The sequence below is a fragment of the Bacillus sp. FSL W8-0770 genome, from assembly GCF_038008705.1.
Taxonomy (GTDB): domain Bacteria; phylum Bacillota; class Bacilli; order Bacillales; family Bacillaceae_G; genus Bacillus_A; species Bacillus_A cereus.
This window is the reverse complement of the sequence record NZ_JBBOZR010000001.1, coordinates 432,943-453,620: the sequence shown is the minus strand read 5'-3', so window position 1 is coordinate 453,620 and position 20,678 is coordinate 432,943. Positions and strand designations below refer to the sequence as shown.

Below are 20,678 nucleotides of genomic sequence, written 5' to 3'. Positions count from 1 at the left end.
CATTTTTTATTTACTTAAATACTGGCTCTTTAAAGCTAGCTAATTTTTCAAGTGATGTTTTATCAACATCTGCATGTAAGCTATTACCATGAGAGTCCATCGTTACAACTGCTTTAAAACCGTCGATACGTAAATGCCACATTGCTTCTGGAATACCAAATTGTAAGAAATCAACATCTTTCACTTCTTTAATACATTCAGCATAATATTGCGCTGCACCACCGATTGCGTTTAAATATACACCGCCATGTTCTTCTAAAGCCGCTAATGTTTTCGCACCCATACCGCCTTTTCCAATGACAGCGCGAATACCGAATTTCTTCATAATATCGCCTTGGTACGGTTCTTCACGAATACTTGTCGTTGGACCTGCCGCTTTAATTTGCCAATTGTCATTGTCATCTTTCACAACAACTGGACCACAGTGGTAAATAATTTGTCCATTTAAATCTACTGGACAATCATTATCCATTAAATGCTTATGGATTGCGTCACGACCTGTATACATCATGCCATTAATTGTTACAACATCACCAACGCGAAGTTCACGAATTTGCTCTTCTGTAATTGGTGCTTCTAATACAATCTCACGTTGCTCTGTTTTTTCTTGTACTTCATGCTGAAGTGTATCTTCCCCTTCTTGATATAGCCAATCCATAATGTCTCCTGTTTCAGGATGGATTTTCACACCAAGGCGACGATATGCCCAGCAATTATACGCAACAGATACATAGAAACTAGCTGGCAAACGATTATAGACGCCAATTTTACAACCAAGTAAAGTTGTTTCTCCGCCAAATCCCATCGTACCAATGCCAAGCTTGTTCGCATTTTCTAATACGTACTCTTCAAGATGTTGTAACTCTGGTACTGGATTGACATCATCTAATGTACGGAATAATTGATTTTTTGCTAATTCATAACCTGATGTGCGGTCTCCCCCGATACCAACACCAATTACACCAGCGCTACATCCTTGCCCTTGTGCTTGATATACTGCATGAAGAAGGCATTTACGAATCCCTTCTAAATCACGGCCAGCTCGTCCAAGTCCTTCTAGTTCACACGGTAAGCTATATTGAATATTTTTATTCTCACAGCCACCACCTTTTAGGATTAAACGTGCATCAATATAATCTTTTTCCCATTGTTCAAACTTAATCACCGGTGTACCTGGTCCTAAATTATTTCCACTATTATCTCCAAAAAGAGAATCAACAGAATTGGGACGAAGTTTACCATCTTTTGTCGCCCGCTCAAGCGCATTATAGATAGCTTCCTTCAACTTTAATTGATTCACACCAACTGGTGTATAAATTTTAAACGTTGGCATCCCTGTATCTTGGCAAATCGGCGAGATGTTATCATCAGCCATTTTAATATTATTTGTAATTGTGCCAAGTGCCATCGCAGAACGAGTCCCTGCATTTTCTCGCTCTTTCGCTTGTTGAATCGCACGACGAACATCTTTCGGTAAGTTCGTTGACGTTTCAACAATTAGTTGATACATGCTTTCTTGAAGCTTTTCCATTGTTACTTCCCCCTCAATTGTGAACGCTACCAAAACGTTATGAGCTGAAAATTCAATTGTTATGCTCTTTAACTATTTATTTCACGCTATTAGAGCATAAATGAAATTTTTCACAACTTGATTATACCTCTTTTTCTATCGTCCTTCTATTACCCGAACAGAAAAAGGCTACCAAATTGGAATTGGTAGCCTTTTTAATATATTATTCGTCTTTTTTAAATTGCTCACATTTTAATTCTAATTCATCTAACATTGCAAGAAGACGATCTACATCTTCTAATTCTACTTCTTCGGGTTCAATTGTATCAATTACTTCAATGAACATATTTAAACGTTCTTTTAAATATACTAATTGTGTATCTTTATCTTGAATTGCTTTTCCCATGAAGGCACTCTCCTTTTAATTCGAGTTGCTTTTATTATACCGCAAAAACGATTGCTATGGGCATGAAATTTCATCAATTTTGTCACAGTCATCCACTATAATGTAAGCCCTCTCTCTTTTCATGCTAAAAAGTTTCACTTTATAAAAAGCACATATTCTTCTATTATAGAGAATGGACAAATTGTTATTTCAATAGTCAAAGGAGTATTTCATATGACGATATCACAAAAAATGAAGCCGATTACTCCTTCTTACGATCCATGGGAAGCGTATATGGACCTTGAAGAGTACGGCAAACTACTATTAACAAATGTTGAATTTACAACGACGACGTTATGCAATATGCGCTGTGAGCATTGCGCTGTTGGTTACACGTTACAGCCGAAAGACCCAAATCCGCTTCCGATGGATCTTTTATTAAAACGATTAGATGAGATTCCTCATTTACGTTCTTTAAGTATTACTGGCGGAGAACCTATGCTGTCAAAAAAATCCGTCGACAACTATGTAACACCACTCTTAAAATACGCCCATGAACGAGGCGTTCGCACTCAAATCAACTCTAACTTAACTATAGATTTAGCACGTTACGAACAAATTATTCCTTATTTAGACGTATTGCATATCTCTCATAACTGGGGAACAATCGATGACTTCGTTGAAGGCGGATTTGCAATGATGGAGCGTAAGCCTACTTACGAACAACGTGCAAAATTATTCGAAAGAATGATTACAAATAGTAAGGCTCTATCAGATGCAGGTGTACTTGTATCTGCCGAAACAATGTTAAACAAAAGAACTCTACCACATATTGAACATATTCACCGCCAAATCGTCGAAGAGATGGGCTGTAAACGTCATGAAGTTCATCCAATGTATCCAAGTGACTTCGCGAGTAATCTAGAGATTTTAACAAAAGCTGAAATTCGTGATGCGATTGAGCATTTACTAGAAATTCGCGATGAAAATGTATGGATGTTATTTGGAACTTTACCTTTCTATGCTTGTAGCGATGACGAGCGAGACATTGCCACATTTAAAAAGTTACAAGAGAGCAAAAATGTAACTGTTCGTAACGATCCAGATGGTCGTTCACGCTTAAATGTAAATATTTTTGATGGCAATATTATCGTTACTGATTTTGGTGATGTTCCACTTCTAGGAAACATACAAACAAACACATTACAAGAAGCGTATGAAAAATGGAGCGCTTCAAAAACAGCAAAATCATTAAGCTGTCACTGTCCTGCAGTAAAATGTCTTGGACCAAATGTTCTTGTAAAAAACAGCTACTATCCGACAGAAGATTTCTTATCAAAAACAGCAAACATTACATTATAAAAAAACGTCAGCTTATAAGCTGACGTTTTTTCATGTTATTGCGAGTGGGAAGAAGAAATGAATTTAAAATACAAATGATCATGAATTGGAATAGCAGCTCCAATTCCTTGAGAAGTAATATTTTTCACAACAAGTCTTTTTTGATTTCCCTTTAATACAAGATACACTTCTCCAAATGTTACTTTTCCTTTTTCATTTACTGCTGGTGTATAAGCGTATAAATATCCGAGTTGACTCGGACTAATATTATACACACGCTCATGTCCAGTACCATAACCAATGGTCGTTTTAAACGAAAGGGGGAATTGTACTTTTTCAAGTGCTTTGAGAAGCATCATTTTTTTCACATCTGCAGCATCTTTCATATCTGCTGTTAAATCGCCTTCAACCGTCTTTTGTGTTTCTTGCTTATAGCGAAGTGGATATAGGCGATCTCCTCCACGATTATCGTAAACATTGCGATTTACTTGTTTATATTCCCAATTAACCGATGTATCAATCGATTCATAATGTAAAGCCCATTGCCCTAAATAAATCTTTGCTCGGTACCCTACCGCAAGCGGCGCATTCGAAATTGTCGTTTCATTAAACATTCGAATTAAGTCCGGATTTTCAATTTTAATATTTGCTGTTTTTAATAATTCTTGAGCAAACTTACTCGGCTGTAAACGCGGTAAATCTTGCGCATCATTTGGAAATGTATTGTCTTTAGAAATATTTAAAACAGATGAAGGCATTTTTGTTCCTACTGTTGTCTTTGCAAAACTCATGTTAGGAAATAATAAAATAAACGAGACCATAGTTGAAAGACATATGCTGTATACTCGTTTCACCTGTCTGGCTCCTTCCTATGTAGGTATATATACTACTTCGTTTATTGTTTTCTCTGAGCGCAATTGTTATGCCTATTTTTCATAATAAATAAAAACCAATTCCCATAATGACATACGCCGCTAGTAAAGTGCCACCTTCAAACCAGTTTGTATCTCCATCATTTGAAATCGCAATCGTTAAGAAAACAGCTGTAATCATAGACACAAGTTCTGGTATGGTAAATACTAAAGGCATCCTTTGCGCGAAGAACATAGATAGCAATACTAATACAGGAGCAACAAACATGGCGATTTGTAATGTAGAGCCTATTGCAATTTCGACTGCAATATTTACTTTATTTTTATAAGCCATAATAATTGCAGACGCATGTTCCGCTGCATTCCCAACAATTGCAACGATAATAACCCCTATAAATAACTCTGACCAGCCAAATGACTTTGCAACAGTTTCAAAAGTATGTACGAGTGCCTCTGACACATAAGCTACTGCCAGTGTTGCTATCGCTAAAATAAGGAGCGCCTTCCCTTTTGACCACTCTGGCTCTTCTTCATGCGCTACTTCGTCACTTTTATGTTGATATACACCACGGTGCGTAACTAACTTAAATAGTAATGCAGCAAGGTACATGATAATCATAATAATAGAAACACCTATACTTAATTGATACGTCTTGCCAGCGTCCATCTTCATTGAAAAGATCTCTGGAATAACAAAGGCCACAACAACAGCAAATATTAATAAAGCTGAATTATGCCTTGCATCATATACATTAAAACTTTGTCTTTTGTATTTAAGACCTCCAACAAAGAAAGATAACCCTCCTACCAATAATAAATTTCCAAGTACAGAACCGGTTAAAGAAGCTAACACCACTTCAATTAACCCTGCTTGAAGTGCAAAAATTGAAATGATAAGTTCAACAGCATTACCGAAAGTAGCATTTAATAATCCGCCTATTCTAGGACCAGAAACAATTGCTAGACTCTCTGTTGCTCTCCCCATAAAACCAGCTAATGCGATAATCGTAATACAATACACAGCGAACATAATTGTTTCTGGCCAATGAAGTGTTTTTCCAAGTACAGATAGTGGTACACCTATAAGCGCTACTATAAGAAATATTTTATTAAACATGCTTTTCATCCTTCCATCGTATGTATTTCTCCTCAATATTATTATTATTCTTCTCCTAACTTGTCCGATTTCATCACAATTACGTTTAAAAAATCGGATTGAAGAAAACAGTATGAAAGATATTTAAATTATCTTGTTTAAACAGACAGAATTATAAATTGTGAAAAGGGGTTAAAATTATGCACTTAAAAGAAAAAATCGCAACTATTATTCAAGGTCAACGTACTGGTGTATTATCTACAGTACGAAATGAGAAACCGCATAGCGCCTTTATGATGTTTTTCCATGAAGATTTTGTACTATATGTTGCAACAGATCGACAATCAAAAAAGATAACAGATATTGAACAAAATCCTAATGTCCATGTACTACTCGGACGAGAAGGAAAAAAATTAGATGAAGATTATATTGAAGTTGAAGGGTTAGCTTCAATCGAGGAAGACTCAACATTAAAAAACAAGTTTTGGAATAATAGCTTAAAACGTTGGTTACTCGGTCCTGAAGACCCTAATTACGTATTGATCAAAATCAATCCCGACACAATTTATTACATTGATGGTGCGGGTACGACGGAGCCTGAGTTTTTACGACTATAAAATAAAACAAGCCCCCCCTTAGGTGGGCTTGTTTTGTCGAAAAGTTCTTTTAAAAAAAATAATAAAATAGGTGGAACTTTCCAAAGATTCTGTTATATAATAGCAGTAACTTAAATAAACTGTATTAAAACAGATTGAGAGGAGAAATAAAATTGATGAAGAGAGAAGAACGCAAAAATATGATTGAGTTTATTGAAAAGAAAAAAGGGATTGAGCGTGACGAATTATTGTTTATGACAGACGATGAAGTAGAACATATTTATAATGTAACGTACTTTTTATATGAGGAAATTGCAGAGTAGTATAATAATCCCCACCTTATTAAAAATATAAGGTGGGGATTATTTCGTTATTTAGCCCACTATTTACAGGCAGTAAAACTCCCACCTTAAAATTCAGGTGGAGCAAGAAGTTAAGTTGAAGTCGCGCTTTCTATAAAGCTCAATTGCTTCAACTTTATACATGAGAATCATTTTCATGTATAACACTGTAAGATTGGAGGAATTTTACTATGAGTTCGTGGCTCTTATTTGCACTATTATCAGCAATTGCTGCTGCCCTTGTATCTATTTTTGGAAAGTTTGGTTTAGACGGCATCGATGCAAACGTTGCAACAACAATTCGATCTATTATTATGGCATTATTTATGATAGGCGTTATTATCATACAAGGTAAATTTCAAAATATCGGCGACGTACTGCTAAATAAAAAAGCACTGCTATTTATCACATTAAGTGGGGTTGCAGGTGCTTCGTCATGGCTATTTTATTTTCTTGCCCTCAAAACAGGAAAGGTTTCACAAGTAGCTCCTGTCGATAAATTAAGCGTCGTATTTTCTATCATTCTCGCTATGATTATCCTCGGTGAAAAGTTAAACTTTATGACCGGTGTTGGTGTAGTCTTTATTACAGCTGGTGTATTATTTATTGCTTTCAGCTAAAAAACCGCTATTAGCGGTTTTTCTTTTTCTTTTTCTTTATGTACAACCATACAACACATGTAACAACTGCTGAAATTAATAAAATCCATATTCCATAATGATGTAAACTATACTCAACGAAGCGCCACTTCTCGCCTAACTTCCAGCCAAGCCCAATAAAAACACTTATCCAAATGAGCGCACCACCGTAAGCGTACAAACAAAAACGCCAAAGTGTCAAATTTGATACCCCAGCAAAATATGCCGTTAAATGACGTACTCCCGGTATAAAATAACCAATCATTAAAAGAAATGGCCCATATTTTTCAAATAAAATATGTGTTTTTTCAATGTGATGTTCTTTAATTCTAATTTTCGGCCCATATTTCTTTAAAACAGGGAGCCCAAGTTTTAAACCTAATATGTAGCTTAACGTGATCCCTAACATCGCACCAGCCATCCCACTTAAAAAAGCAGCAGTTCCTGACATAACTCCTTTTGAAACATTATAACCAACAAAGGTCAATAAAAACTCGTCTGGTATCGGTAATCCGACAATCCCACCAGCCAAAGCTATAACAATTCCAAAATAGCCATAATGCGCGATTAACTCGCCAATATGTTGTTCCATTCGGAAGACACATCCTATGCACGATCGTTATTCCACATTGTACCCTTTCTATCTTTAAGGCAAACATGGTATACATATTCACTATACATTGTTTTTATAATGAACTCTACTTCTATTCTTTCCTTTAACAGAGATAAAGTGAAACTTTAATCAGTGGGAGTTTTGTTCATCCTCTACTAATTATTAACCTATGCCAATCTTGCTTCTACAGACATCCCGACTCCCACATAACTTACTTACATTCAACAATTTTGAGATTAGATTCTTACTGCCCGCAAATAACCCGATAAAAAATAAAAATTCATATGCGTGTTTTTTTGTTACAATAAAGGAAAGTTACTTTTCGCAACGGTTTAACTCTCAAGAAAAATGATATATCTAGCAAAAACATAGTTTGGTCTATATAATGCAACTTCTACCTATTAAAAGAACATACACCCTTTTACATACGACATCATTTTTCTAAATTATACAGGGGGGAACGAACATGACCATTGAAAATCAATTTATTCAAAAAGTTTACTATAAAACATTTTTAACAGAAGAAACTTCTACTCCTGCATCCGAAGTACTCGGTGAAGCATATATAAATGAATCTAAAAATGAATTCTCCAACATTTCTAATATTCGATTTGCTCAAGGTGAATTTTATTATCAAAATAAAGATTTTGAAGCAGCTATATTTAAATGGGAAAAAGTAAATAATGCTCTTGCACTTTGGGCGACAAAAAATATTGCAGATGCTTATTTTGAACTAGGATTCTTACCAAAGGCAGAAGAAATTTATCAATCTATTCAAACGGAAGATACAACTCTTACGATGGAGGTTTCCTTACAACTTCTTTCTCTTTATATCGAACAAGATAGTTTAGGACTCGCTTTTAAGACGATTAGTGAAGCTGTTGCATTCCAACCGGATTATCCAAATATTACTGCAATTGCACGTTCTTTCTATGAAAAACAAGAAGATTGGAACAACGCTATCGAACTAGCTGTTCAAGAAGGTATTCGAACACAATCTTTACACTGGTTTGATACGTTAATAAATTACATAAACAAAGGATTTACAAAAAATATTAAGCCTGAATATTTCTATGAGTCTTTAAAAGCTCTATATGCTGTTGATCAAGCTCAATTTAAAGAACTTGTTATTGCTCTTTGGAATAGCTATCAACATGAATCCTTATACCTTCCTTGGATTCAAAGTATTAATCATTTATTCTTGCATATTGAAACAGACAATAATGACGATTGGAATGAAATTTCTACTCGCTATCAAGAAACATACTTTGCATTAATTACCGGAAATCATTTTATGCATGAATTAAACGGACTTGTACCAAATTTATTAACAAATTGGTTTAGTTTAACGAAAGCAAAAGATTCTCTAGTTGTCTCTGCAGCAGTGTTAGCATGGAATGAAGTCTCACCTACAACTTTAGAATCATTACTCGTAAAAAGTGCTGGATCCTTACTTTCTAATACATCAGCTGAAGCAGATGTAAATATGGAAACAGTTTCTCATTTATTCGAAACAATCGCTGTATGGGCTGAGAAAAATGATGTAGATTTAAGTCATCAATTTACGCTACTAGTCCATGAACTATGTGATTTAAATGTCACACCACTACTAATAGCTGGAACTAGTGACCATGATAAAACATCATTTGTTAATTCAATATTGGGAGAGAACATCTTAACTGAAACTTTAACAACTCCTATTCTATTTAAAGACGCTAGTCAAACTGAAATAACAGAATTTACCGAGTTAGATATACGAAATATCCCTAACCTTGATGAACTCCATCAAATAACGGCTACATCTGCTCAGTCAGAAATTGAGAAAAAATGTATAGAAATTAAGCTACCAAGTAGGTTTTTAAGAAAAAATAAGTTTACATTTCTTCTTACACCATCCATTCAAGAGCAATTGGATAAAAACAATGCATACTTTGAATACTTACAAGCAGCAGATAGTCTTGTTTACGTATTAAATTCTTCTTCACCATTGCATAGTAAAGAAATTGATACATTAATTTATTTACGTGAACAAGTACCAAACTTACAAATTCACTTCGTATTACACACAAATAATACGACTACTAATGAAAAACTAATTAGTAAACTTAAAGTACATTTTCCAGATGCACAATTCTTCCCATACTCTCCTTCGCAAGAGAGTAGCCAGCAACTTGGAGATGTAACAGAATCTATTCTCTCTACTCTTGCAAAACGCGATATAGAAAAAGAACGTATAGAAAAGCTAATATGGTTTACACAAAAGACAATTGCTTATCTCATAAATGAACGTGTGGAATTAGAAAATACATTAGTAAAATCCGTACGCTGGAATAAACACATCTCAGTGAAACTTACCGGATTTATTAATAACCTTACTGCTCTTGAAAAAGATAAAATTCGCTCTATTACCGAATCCTATCTTTTAACGAAAGAAGAAATTACACGAGATATACATTCTCAAATTCCTGAATTATTACAGAGTTGCTCTGATCTTGTTCAAGAAGATAGTGATTTCAAACTAGTTCATGAAGAATTAAATGCTGCAATGAATGAACGTGTTCAAAAGCATGTACAACAGGTACTTCTTCCTAAATTTACTGGGTCTATTCAAGAGTGGATTGAAACCGCACATAATGAATTTATTCAAGCTCAAGCTTATTTAGATGAAATGAGTGAAACGTTTAATAAATTATATAAAGAAGAACGTATGAAACTTCCTTGCGATTTCAAATTATTAGATGATTGGAATCGAGATGTTGCACGAATGACAAATCGAATTACAGTAACGAACATCAATATTTTATTACGCTTTACACCGACACAGTTTTTCTTAAAAAGTGCCGGAAAATTATTTGGTAATATGCAAAAAAACCAATCTATGCTCGCCAACAAATATAAACAATATATTGAAACAGAAGACTATACAGAAATTGCTCACACAATTTCCAAACAATTCTTCCTTCAATTTGAAGTATTTGAAGGTGCATTAGAACGTGATATCATGATGTTCTTCAAAGATCCACTTAATATATTGAAACAAAATGTAGATGCAGCTCAACTTGAGATACAGGAAGACGAGCAAACATTAGCGACGCTAAGAAGCAATCCAGAAACATATCATGATCCTTTGGCGTTATTTAAACTACAATTACTACAACATAAATTTGTTTTAAGTACTACAAAGAAACATGAAGATATCTTTGTATCAAACGAATCTCCTATTGTTTAACAAAAAAACCAAGCAAACTAAAATTTGCTTGGTTTTTTTTACTTTATTATTTTCATATGTTCAAACGGATAATAAATGCCTGCTAACTTTCCTAACACATCTTCTCTATCAATAAAACCTAAACCATTTCTACTATCTTTACTTATTAAGCGATTATCTCCCATAACAAAAATCTTATTTTCAGGAACTGTAATCGGTCCAAAGTCCTCTGTTAAATTCATAAGTTTTTTTTCTGCTTGTTTTTTATTACTATCCAAATACTCTTCATCTTTCACTTCAGAATTTACATATAATTGATCATTTCTCATCTCAATTATATCTCCAGGCAATCCAATCACTCTTTTGACATAAAAATTATCTGTTTTCACAACAATAATATCTTCTCTCCCATAGCTTTCAAATTGTTTTGCTAACTTATTAACAATCACCTTATCTCCATCTTGCAACGTTGGCCTCATAGATGCTCCTTTTACAGTCGTCGGAAAAAACACAAAAATTTTCGCCAAAAACACCAATAAACATGCAATTGCAATAGTTCCAAAGAATTCACGCCAACGTTTTTTCTTTTGCATCATTTCACCAACTCATCATCTTTTTACTTTTATTATAAATAATACGACCGATGATTTTCTACAAAATTCTGAATTATAAAATTAGAATATTGGGAATTTCAAAATAAAAATACTGATCAAATTAACAAGCAAAAAAGATACTCTCAAAATAGTCTATCCACTATTTTTGAGAGTATCTTTTTATAATCCCACATATATAATACACATTTGAGCAGCTACATATGTAAACCAAATCCAAAGTGGCTCATACTTCAATTTACGCCCTCCGATATCTGTCACGCCAATAATGAAATCAGAAATTACAAACAGTAAGCCACCAAACGCTGGTATCCACCATATCCCTGTATTTTCATAATATAAGGCGAATGCAAAGCAAGCCATTCCTCCAACCCACAATCCGTAAATTAGAGCTCCTATCGTAAACAACTTATCCTGTTTATCATTTCGGATAAAGAAGAACCATCCTACAATTAGAAAGAGCCCATATACGAGTAAGCCAATCCAAAAACCATTCCATGAAATTCCTGTTTGCAAAAATGCTTTTACATAAAAACAATGAGCAAGAGCGAAAGTAACCATCCCTCCAATTAATCGATGACCAATTGGAATCAGCCCAGCCATAAACAAATCTCCCACAGTCGATAAAGTCATACCAAGTGCAACCCACGTACTATACTCTACAGATGGATCTTGTAACCATATGCAAATTGCACTACCTGTTAAAGAAAAACTAAGAATAAGACGAATTGCTAAAGGTAACGGCATATTATCTTTCGTTCTTTTTGTCTGCCCCATTGCATAAATTGCACCAATAAAAAAAAGAAATATTTGCCCAATTAACACCACGTAAAGTAGATTCATAATATTTTCTCCTCAATAAATGCTTTTTGTATCTTTTTTCGTTACACTTAGTCTATTATCCTTTTTCTATAAAAAAAGAAGAACAGTACTGTTCTTCCATTGTAATCGCTTTTCTGCTCTCTATGCTACTTGTTTTTCTTGCTCCATTTTTTGCTTAGCTGGTGTCCTATTTACCACAATGATTCCCGCGGCTACACATGCTAAACCGAGTAGCACAAATGAATGAATTGCTTCACCTAAAATCATGCTCGATAATAACACACCAAATACGGGTATAAAGAACATATACATAGATACTTTTCCAACCTTGTTATACTTCATAATTGTATTCCAAATGTAAAAACCAGCTGCAGATAAGAAAGATAAATAAATTAGCATAAGTAGTGCATGTAGACTAAATGTAAATGGCATGACTCCAACTTGTAAAGCCCCTATACATAATAATCCTATAGAACCAAAAATCATTTGGTATGCTGTCATATAACCAATATCTAATGTTTTACTACCTTCTTTTGCTAATATGTTTCCATATGAATACAGCATTGCTGCACTAAGAAGTAATAAGCTTCCGATCCCAAAATGAAATGATAAGCTACCATCACTCGGCACATTTACTAAAATGACGCCACAAAAACCAATAGATACCCCAATTAATTTTCTCATATTGAGAGCATCATCTTTATATAAAAAATGGGCGAGTAAAATTTGAAAGAATGATGATGTTCCTGAAATGATAGCTCCTTCAATTCCTGAACTATAACTCATTCCAATGTAAAAACAGATATATTGAAGAAACGTTTGGAATAAACCAATTTGTATTAACTGTTTCCCTGTTCCTTTTTTGAAGCTCATATCTTTTCCTAACACTTTAAAGAATAATAAGAGCATGACTCCAGATAAAAAGAAACGATAACCGGCAAATAATATTTGCTCTCCAACTTCTTGTGGTTGAATTCCAAGTTCAACATAACTTAATTTAATAAAAGGAAATGCGCTTCCCCATAAAAAAGTTGCTACTATTGCAGCAATAAATACGCCAATCGGATGGGTAAAAATTTTCTCTGTCTTCACTTGTTGTCTTCCTTTCCGACCTTTTTATGAACAATATTCATATATACCAGAGGAGTTGCGAAAACACAAGTTTTCCGTTTATACTTGAAACAAAACCGTACCATCTCATGAAAACATATGATATACTATAGAATAATTACAACATAAGAACTATTAAAAACAGATTCAACAGAAATGCTGCTATCCATTATGGATGGCAGCTTTCGTCGTTTTATAGGGGTTTCGATTTTGATTATTTTTCTCAATAAGAATGCGGAAGGAGCGGGTAGTAATGAACTCAGAAGTAAAAACGTTACAGTCAAAAGAAACAATTTCCCATCCCTCTTTATGGGACACATTAAAAAAACATTATGAACTTGCATTTGCAGTAGCATCTGGTATTTTTATTTTAGTTGGCTGGTTATTCACAAAGAACGATGTAATGAATGTAGGTATTACTTGCTATATCCTTGCTTATATAGTTGGTGGATATGCAAAAGCGAAAGAAGGCATTGAAGATACGATTGAAGAAAAAGAGCTAAATGTTGAAATGCTAATGCTCTTTGCAGCTATTGGTGCTGCAATTATTGGCTACTGGGCAGAAGGGGCTATCTTAATCTTTATCTTCGCGCTCAGCGGTGCTATGGAATCTTATACATTAAGTAAGAGCCAAAAAGAAATTTCCGCTCTTCTTGACTTACAACCCGAAGAAGCATTACGCATTTCCAACGGAACTGAGGAACGTGTTCCTGTTGGAGAGTTACAAATTAACGACATTATTTTAATTAAACCAGGTGAACGTGTTCCTGCTGACGGTACGATTCATAACGGTGAAACAAATATCGATGAAGCAGCAATCACGGGAGAACCTATTCCAAATGAGAAAAGACATGGCGATGAAGTATTTGCAGGTACTGTAAATTTACGTGGTGCTATCGAAATTAAAATTACGAAGCCGAACGATCAAACATTATTCCAAAAGATTATCCGTCTCGTCCAAAGTGCACAAAGTGAAAAATCACCATCACAACTATTCATCGAAAAGTTTGAAGGAACATACGTAAAAGGTGTACTACTCGTTGTTGCGCTTATGATGTTCGTTCCTCATTTCTTACTTGACTGGAGCTGGAATGAAACGTTTTATCGCGCTATGATCTTACTTGTAGTCGCATCTCCTTGTGCACTCGTTGCTGCCATTACACCAGCAACGTTATCTGCAATTTCTAACGGAGCAAGAAATGGAATTCTCTTTAAAGGTGGCATACATTTAGAACGACTCGCTTCAGTAAGAGCAATCGCCTTTGATAAAACAGGTACATTAACGGAAGGTAAACCTACCGTAACAGATGTATATGTTCGAGAAAATATAACAGAAAAAGAAGTACTTTCTATTACAGCATCCATTGAAAGTCACTCTACACATCCTTTGGCTGAATCTATTGTTAAATATGCACAACATGCGTACGACATTACATTAAAAAAACCTGAAAAGGTTGAAGATGTAACTGGTTTTGGGCTAAAAGGAATATTCGAAAACAACGCTTATAAAATAGGTAAAGCTGATTTTATCGGTGAAGAAACAAAAACATTTCATAATGGTATTTCTGCCTCACTTGAAAAGGAAGGTAAAACTGTCGTTTATATTAGTGATGAGGGAGGCATTCTTGGACTTATCGCTTTAAAAGATACGCTTCGCCAAGAAACAATAGCTGCTATTCGTGAATTACAAAGCATTGGTGTCGAAGCAATTATGATTACTGGAGATAATGAAGAAACGGCAAAAGCAATTGCCTCTGAAAGTAATATAAAGGAATATTACGCATCATGTTTACCAGAAACAAAAGTTGAAACGATTAAAAAGTTAAAAGAAAAATACGGTACAGTAGCAATGGTCGGAGACGGTATAAATGATGCACCTGCACTAGCTACTGCTAGCATTGGTGTCGCAATGGGAGAAGGAACAGATGTAGCTTTAGAAACTGCGGATGTTGTACTGATGAAGAACGAACTATCTCGTCTTTCCCAAGCAATTCGTTTATCAAAACGAATGAACCGTATTGTGAAGCAAAACGTAATCTTTTCGCTAGCCGTTATTGCCATGCTAATTTGTTCAAACTTCTTGCAATTTTTAGCTCTTCCATTCGGTGTTATTGGCCATGAAGGAAGTACGATTCTTGTCATTTTGAATGGCTTACGATTATTAAAAGGCAACAAATAAAACGGGTCCCTCATAGAGGACCCGTTTTTTTTAATGATAGCTATTATGACCGTTCGCACTGCTACTCGTTTTATGCTTTGGATGCGAACTGCTCTTTTGTTTATTATTACTTTTATTGTTATGGTTCTTTTTATTATTACTCATGAAATATCCCCCCTGTTCCTTTTTATTATGGAACAAGAGCTCATTATTCATTACGGGAATTATTGTCACCGGTTCTATAATGGTGGAGTAAACCATTAATTTCACCGCCAAGTAAAATTACCCATCCAGTTAAGTAAAACCATAACATTAAAATAATGATACCACCGAGACCACCATATGTATTGGCGTAATTCGCAAACTTATCTACATAATAAGCAAATGAGTACGATACCACAATCCATCCTACAGTAGCAAATAACGCCCCTGAAATAACTTCTCTTCTTTTTAACTTTCGATCTGGGGCAAATGTATATAAGAAACTAAACAAAGCAAATAGCACGAAGAAACTCGCTACTAATCGTGTAATGCTCCACACGAAAGAAAAACTATCTGATAAACCGAGTGCTTTAAACACTGCTGCTCCAATAACTTGTCCGAATACCGGAACAATTAACGCAAAGACAATCATAAAAATAATGGCTAATGTAAACACAATTGATAACGCTCTTGTTGTAATAAAAGAACGTGTTTCCTTCACGTCATAAGCGCGGTTAAAAGCATTCATAACCGCATTAACACCATTTGAGGCAAACCATAACATGGATAATAAACCAAATGATAATAAACCACCATTTTGCTGGTTTACAACTTTATCTACATTTACCTCAATTAAGTTCATTGCATCATCTGGTACATAAACCTCTAATAAACTAAGCACATCCTCTGTTTGAATGGGAATAAATCCAAGAAGCGTAATTAAGAAAACGAGCCCAGGAAAAATTGCAAGCAAGAAGAAATAAGCGAGCTGTGCTGCCAAGCCCGCTACATCATCGCGCATCGTCCGGTCATATAAATCTTTACCAAACGAATAAGTACGATTTCTTCTCACCTTTTCTAAAATTTTTCTCATATATGTTTAAACGCTTTTCTTCTCTTCTTTATCTTGCTTTAACTCAATGTACGCTTCAGTTTTTTTTTCCACTGCATTTGAGTCTTTCATAAATAATTCACGCGCTTCTTTCATACCACCATCTTCAGCAACTACTGGCTCTTCTTCTGCTTTCAGCTCATCTACCTTTGGAGATACAGCTTGAATTTCAATCGTTTCTGGCTTTTCTTCTGGCTCAACTTTTTTCTTACTAAAAATTTCTTTCGTTTCTTTTAACGTCTCTACAACAGATGGCGTTAATTTTTTAATTTCTGCTACTTTCGCTTTTACCACATTGAAATCAGCAAGTTCGCGTCCTTTATCTGTAACAGTTTGCACTTTTTCTTTGATCTTTGCATTTTCACCAATTTCAATCATCTTTGTTTTTGCTTTTTCTGCTGTATTTTTTACTTTTTCACGGTTTTCTTTCTTTAACATGGATACAGCTACACCTGCCGCTACACCAATCGCAATGTTTCGAGCAATATTATTTTTCTTTGCCATATTCCTTCACCCTTTCATTTCTTATGTTAGAAAGTATTTCTTTCTAAGCTTCCTCATATTCCTTGTTCATTTCGAATGAAAGCTAATAGCTTTGCACACCCTTCTGTTACAAGGTCATATACTTCTTGGAAATTCCCTGTATAGTAAGGGTCAGGAACGTCTGTCCAGCCACCGTCTGGAACAAAGTCGGACAGCCTACCAATATAGCCTCCAGTTTTACCTAAACTTTTTAAATCTGCTATATTCTTGTTGTCCATGGCAATAATATAATCAAACTTTGTTAAGTCTTCTTTTTCTACTTGCCTTGCTTTAATTCCTTCAAAAGTGACTGCATTTTCTTTTAAAATTTTTTGTGTTCCTTTATGTGGCGGATGGCCAACATGCCAATCTCCAGTTCCTGCAGAATCAATGACAATTTTCTCTTCAAGTCCCTCTTTTACGACAAGATTTCGAAAAATCGCTTCTGCCATCGGAGAACGGCAAATGTTCCCAAGACAAACAAACAATACTTGAACCATACTTTTGTTTCTTCCCTTCTTGGTGCATTTCTTAATATATACTTATAGTATAAACAACCAATTATTAAATATAAAGGAAATCCCTACTAATTTAATGGGATTGAAAAGATTCATTAACGAAAATGATAAAAAATGTTAAGATAGCCTTATGTTATTTTAAAGGGGGACACTTCGGTGGATTTATCCGTAAAGTCAGAAGAAAACGTTGAATATATGGTCGAAGCTATTAAAGAAAAATTACGTATGGTTAATGCTGGAGCGATGAGAGCTGCTAGTTTTAACGAAGAAATGTACGAAGATTTACGTGACATTTATGATCATGTTATGAAACGTGAAACATTCAGCATTAGTGAAATGCAAGCTATTACAGAAGAATTAGGTACATTAATTAAAAAGTAAAAAAGCCTCTCTTATATGAGGCTCTTTTTTATTTCCAACAAATTCATGACAACTCATCTCTTTCCCTCAACCAACTGTAAAATATTGTACAATAGAAGTAGAACCTCATCTTAGATTTTTTCTCCATACATACTACTCACAAATAATAGCAACACTACCATTGCTAACTGTTTTTACTGGAGGTGCTTACTTATGAGCAATTGGTACAGTAAGACGAAAGATCAAACATTAATTGACCTAGAAACAAACGAACAACACGGTTTAACAGATGAAATTGTAAGTAAACGTTTAAAGCAATACGGTTCTAATGAATTAGCTACAAAACAAAAACGCACTTTATGGCAGCGTATTTTCGCCCAAATTAATGACGTCCTCGTATATGTCCTTATTATTGCTGCCCTTATTTCTGCCTTTGTAGGTGAATGGGCGGATGCCAGTATTATCGCGCTTGTTGTAGTTTTAAATGCTGTTATCGGTGTTGTCCAAGAATCTAAAGCAGAACAAGCTTTAGAGGCACTAAAAAAGATGGCAACACCTAAAGCTATCGTCAAGAGACATGGTGAACTAAAAGAAATTCCATCTGAACACGTCGTTCCAGGGGATATCGTTATGCTCGATGCCGGACGATATATCCCATGCGATTTACGCCTTATTGAAACCGCAAATTTAAAAGTTGAAGAATCTGCTCTAACTGGTGAATCTGTCCCTGTTGATAAAGAGGCAATCTACCACCCTTCCATGCAAAGTGATGAACAAGTACCACTCGGCGATCAAAAAAACATGGCCTTTATGTCTACTCTTGTAACATACGGAAGAGGCGTCGGTGTTGCTGTTGAAACTGGAATGAACTCACAAATTGGTAAGATTGCTACCCTTTTACATGAAGCAGACGATGATATGACACCACTTCAAAAAAGCTTAGCACAAGTCGGAAAATATTTAGGCTTTGTCGCTGTAGCTATTTGTATCATTATGTTCCTCATCGGTTTTTTACAAGGCCGGGATACGTTAGAAATGTTTATGACTGCTATTAGTTTAGCCGTTGCAGCTATTCCAGAAGGCTTGCCAGCTATCGTTTCCATCGTTCTTGCAATTGGTGTGCAACGTATGATTAAACAAAACGTTATCATTCGGAAACTACCAGCTGTTGAAGCCCTCGGTTCTGTCACAATTATTTGTTCAGATAAAACAGGTACGTTAACGCAAAATAAAATGACCGTTACTCACTTTTATAGTGATAACACATACGATCGCTTAGAAAGTTTAAATGTAAATAATAATGCGCAACGTCTATTGTTAGAAAATATGGTGCTATGTAATGATGCGTCTTATAATAACGAATCACAAACGGGAGACCCGACTGAAATTGCACTTCTCGTTGCTGGAACCACTTTTAACATGCAAAAAGATTATTTAGAAAAAATACATGAACGTGTTAACGAAGTACCTTTCGATTCAGATCGTAAAATGATGTCAACCGTACATACATACGATGGAAGCTACTATAGCATGACGAAAGGCGCTATTGATAAGCTCTTACCTCGATGTACCCATATTTTTAAAAACGGCAAAATCGAGATTTTAACTGATTCTGATAAAAATCAAATATTAGAAGCTGCCGGATCAATGTCTCAAGAAGCTTTAAGAGTACTTTCATTCGCATTTAAACAATACGATTCAAACGATGTGGATATAAATCATCTTGAAGAAAACCTTATCTTTATTGGTCTTGTCGGTATGATTGATCCACCACGAACTGAAGTGAAAGATTCAATTAAAGAATGTAAAAAAGCCGGTATTCGCACAGTTATGATTACTGGTGACCATAAAGATACCGCCTTTGCAATTGCCAAAGAACTTGGTATTGCTGAAGAAATATCTGAAATTATGATCGGAACTGAATTAGATAACATTTCAGATACAGAGCTAGCAAGCAAAATTAATCATTTAAATGTATTCGCCAGAGTCTCTCCAGAACATAAAGTAAAAATTGTAAAGGCATTGCGTGCAAAGGGAAATATTGTTTCTATGACTGGTGATGGTGTCAATGACGCTCCATCTTTAAAGCAAGCGGATGTTGGCGTAGCGATGGGCATTACAGGAACAGACGTTGCAAAAGGGGCAGCAGATGTCGTGTTAACAGATGATAATTTCTCATCTATTGTGAAGGCTGTTGAGGAAGGTAGAAATATTTATCGTAACATAAAAAAATCAATCCTCTTCCTACTCTCTTGTAACTTCGGAGAAATTATCGCTTTATTTTTAGCCATTTTACTTGGCTGGGCAACACCTCTACGACCTATTCACATTTTGTGGGTGAATTTAATTACAGATACACTTCCTGCATTATCACTTGGGGTTGATCCTGAAGATCCAGATGTGATGAAGGAAAAACCACGACATGCGAAAGAAAGTTTATTTAGTGGTAGCATTCCTTTTCTGATTTTCAATGGGGTTATCATTGGACTGTTAACGCTAATAGCTTTTATCGCCGGAGCAAAATTCTATACTGGAGATACAAATTTATTCCCTCTTTTCCCAGAACGAATTGATGACGATGCTCTATTACACGCTCAAACGATGGCATTTGTCGTTCTTAGTTTTTCTCAGCTCGTTCATTCATTTAACTTGCGTTCAAGAACGAAATCAATTTTTTCAATTGGGATCTTTACCAATAAATATTTAGTCTTCTCCCTTCTTATCGGTGTTCTTATGCAAGTTTGTATCATCTCCATCCCGCCCCTTGCAAATATATTCGGTGTACATGCATTAACGATGCGAGATTGGGGATTTGTTCTCTTATTAAGTATCATTCCACTTGTTGTGAATGAGATTATTAAATTAGTGAAGAGAAACTAAAAGG

The 20,678-nt window shown here is 35.1% G+C and carries 19 protein-coding genes; 8 read left to right on the top strand and 11 right to left on the bottom strand.

What is annotated here, in order from left to right:
* Window positions 1–10 precede the first annotated feature (10 nt).
* Window positions 11–1,531 carry a class I fumarate hydratase gene (gene fumA, locus NST27_RS02360; protein WP_000413520.1) on the bottom strand — a complete coding sequence of 507 codons (1,521 nt, stop codon included), beginning with the start codon at window positions 1,529–1,531 and terminating at the stop codon, window positions 11–13.
* Window positions 1,532–1,733: 202 nt separating this feature from the next.
* Entirely contained in the window at window positions 1,734–1,916 is a 183-nt protein-coding gene (locus NST27_RS02355; RefSeq protein ID WP_000513558.1) for an SE1561 family protein, read from the bottom strand.
* A gap of 213 nt (window positions 1,917–2,129) precedes the next feature.
* Between NST27_RS02355 and yfkAB the strand changes: the two genes are divergently transcribed.
* Window positions 2,130–3,257 (top strand): radical SAM/CxCxxxxC motif protein YfkAB, encoded by a 1,128-nt coding sequence (gene yfkAB, locus NST27_RS02350; RefSeq protein ID WP_000156023.1) that lies wholly within the window; start codon window positions 2,130–2,132, stop codon window positions 3,255–3,257.
* A gap of 35 nt (window positions 3,258–3,292) precedes the next feature.
* Here the strand turns inward: yfkAB and NST27_RS02345 are convergent, their stop codons facing one another.
* Both NST27_RS02345 and cax read right to left on the bottom strand, forming a co-directional pair.
* Window positions 3,293–4,090, bottom strand: coding sequence for a YfkD famly protein (locus NST27_RS02345; protein WP_001986305.1), 798 nt, complete (start codon window positions 4,088–4,090; stop codon window positions 3,293–3,295).
* A gap of 79 nt (window positions 4,091–4,169) precedes the next feature.
* The gene (gene cax, locus NST27_RS02340; RefSeq protein WP_000482133.1) at window positions 4,170–5,225 is read right to left on the bottom strand and encodes a calcium/proton exchanger; all 1,056 of its coding nucleotides are present in this window, start codon (window positions 5,223–5,225) and stop codon (window positions 4,170–4,172) included.
* A gap of 179 nt (window positions 5,226–5,404) precedes the next feature.
* On the opposite strand from cax, the gene NST27_RS02335 reads away from it, so the two are divergent.
* The 3 genes from NST27_RS02335 to NST27_RS02325 all read left to right on the top strand — a co-directional run bounded on the left by NST27_RS02335 (window position 5,405) and on the right by NST27_RS02325 (window position 6,761).
* Complete coding sequence (locus NST27_RS02335; protein WP_000550220.1) at window positions 5,405–5,821, top strand: pyridoxamine 5'-phosphate oxidase family protein; 417 nt, start codon at window positions 5,405–5,407, stop codon at window positions 5,819–5,821.
* Window positions 5,822–5,976: 155 nt separating this feature from the next.
* Window positions 5,977–6,123, top strand: coding sequence for a BH0509 family protein (locus NST27_RS02330; RefSeq protein ID WP_000817786.1), 147 nt, complete (start codon window positions 5,977–5,979; stop codon window positions 6,121–6,123).
* A gap of 209 nt (window positions 6,124–6,332) precedes the next feature.
* Window positions 6,333–6,761 (top strand): EamA family transporter, encoded by a 429-nt coding sequence (locus NST27_RS02325; protein WP_000100296.1) that lies wholly within the window; start codon window positions 6,333–6,335, stop codon window positions 6,759–6,761.
* 10 nt (window positions 6,762–6,771) lie between these two features.
* Here NST27_RS02325 and NST27_RS02320 read toward each other — a convergent pair whose 3' ends face one another.
* Complete coding sequence (locus NST27_RS02320; protein WP_000434877.1) at window positions 6,772–7,371, bottom strand: DedA family protein; 600 nt, start codon at window positions 7,369–7,371, stop codon at window positions 6,772–6,774.
* A 487-nt stretch (window positions 7,372–7,858) separates the two neighbouring features.
* Between NST27_RS02320 and NST27_RS02315 the strand changes: the two genes are divergently transcribed.
* Window positions 7,859–10,621, top strand: coding sequence for a tetratricopeptide repeat protein (locus NST27_RS02315; protein WP_061662054.1), 2,763 nt, complete (start codon window positions 7,859–7,861; stop codon window positions 10,619–10,621).
* 38 nt (window positions 10,622–10,659) lie between these two features.
* Here NST27_RS02315 and lepB read toward each other — a convergent pair whose 3' ends face one another.
* The 3 genes from lepB to NST27_RS02300 all read right to left on the bottom strand — a co-directional run bounded on the left by lepB (window position 10,660) and on the right by NST27_RS02300 (window position 13,125).
* Entirely contained in the window at window positions 10,660–11,196 is a 537-nt protein-coding gene (lepB, locus tag NST27_RS02310) for a signal peptidase I (protein WP_000983307.1), read from the bottom strand.
* A gap of 177 nt (window positions 11,197–11,373) precedes the next feature.
* Entirely contained in the window at window positions 11,374–12,054 is a 681-nt protein-coding gene (locus tag NST27_RS02305) for a lysoplasmalogenase (protein WP_001051070.1), read from the bottom strand.
* A gap of 120 nt (window positions 12,055–12,174) precedes the next feature.
* The gene (locus NST27_RS02300) at window positions 12,175–13,125 is read right to left on the bottom strand and encodes a DMT family transporter (RefSeq protein ID WP_000845728.1); all 951 of its coding nucleotides are present in this window, start codon (window positions 13,123–13,125) and stop codon (window positions 12,175–12,177) included.
* A 271-nt stretch (window positions 13,126–13,396) separates the two neighbouring features.
* Between NST27_RS02300 and NST27_RS02295 the strand changes: the two genes are divergently transcribed.
* Window positions 13,397–15,322 carry a heavy metal translocating P-type ATPase gene (locus NST27_RS02295; protein ID WP_001083771.1) on the top strand — a complete coding sequence of 642 codons (1,926 nt, stop codon included), beginning with the start codon at window positions 13,397–13,399 and terminating at the stop codon, window positions 15,320–15,322.
* A gap of 187 nt (window positions 15,323–15,509) precedes the next feature.
* Here the strand turns inward: NST27_RS02295 and NST27_RS02290 are convergent, their stop codons facing one another.
* Genes NST27_RS02290 through NST27_RS02280 form a run of 3 tightly spaced genes read right to left on the bottom strand, consistent with a single transcriptional unit; the run spans window position 15,510 to window position 17,416 of the window.
* On the bottom strand, window positions 15,510–16,376 hold the full coding sequence (locus tag NST27_RS02290) for a YihY/virulence factor BrkB family protein (protein ID WP_001226536.1): 867 nt from the start codon (window positions 16,374–16,376) through the stop codon (window positions 15,510–15,512).
* A gap of 6 nt (window positions 16,377–16,382) precedes the next feature.
* Entirely contained in the window at window positions 16,383–16,898 is a 516-nt protein-coding gene (locus tag NST27_RS02285) for a DUF4075 domain-containing protein (RefSeq protein ID WP_001085388.1), read from the bottom strand.
* 53 nt (window positions 16,899–16,951) lie between these two features.
* Window positions 16,952–17,416: a low molecular weight protein-tyrosine-phosphatase gene (locus NST27_RS02280; protein ID WP_000250916.1), complete on the bottom strand. Its 465-nt coding sequence runs from the start codon at window positions 17,414–17,416 to the stop codon at window positions 16,952–16,954.
* Window positions 17,417–17,590: 174 nt separating this feature from the next.
* Here NST27_RS02280 and NST27_RS02275 point away from each other — a divergent pair, with 174 nt between their 5' ends.
* Entirely contained in the window at window positions 17,591–17,815 is a 225-nt protein-coding gene (locus NST27_RS02275) for a DUF1128 domain-containing protein (protein WP_000366196.1), read from the top strand.
* 192 nt (window positions 17,816–18,007) lie between these two features.
* Complete coding sequence (locus NST27_RS02270) at window positions 18,008–20,674, top strand: cation-translocating P-type ATPase (RefSeq protein WP_047385555.1); 2,667 nt, start codon at window positions 18,008–18,010, stop codon at window positions 20,672–20,674.
* The last annotated feature ends 4 nt before the right edge of the window (window positions 20,675–20,678 follow it).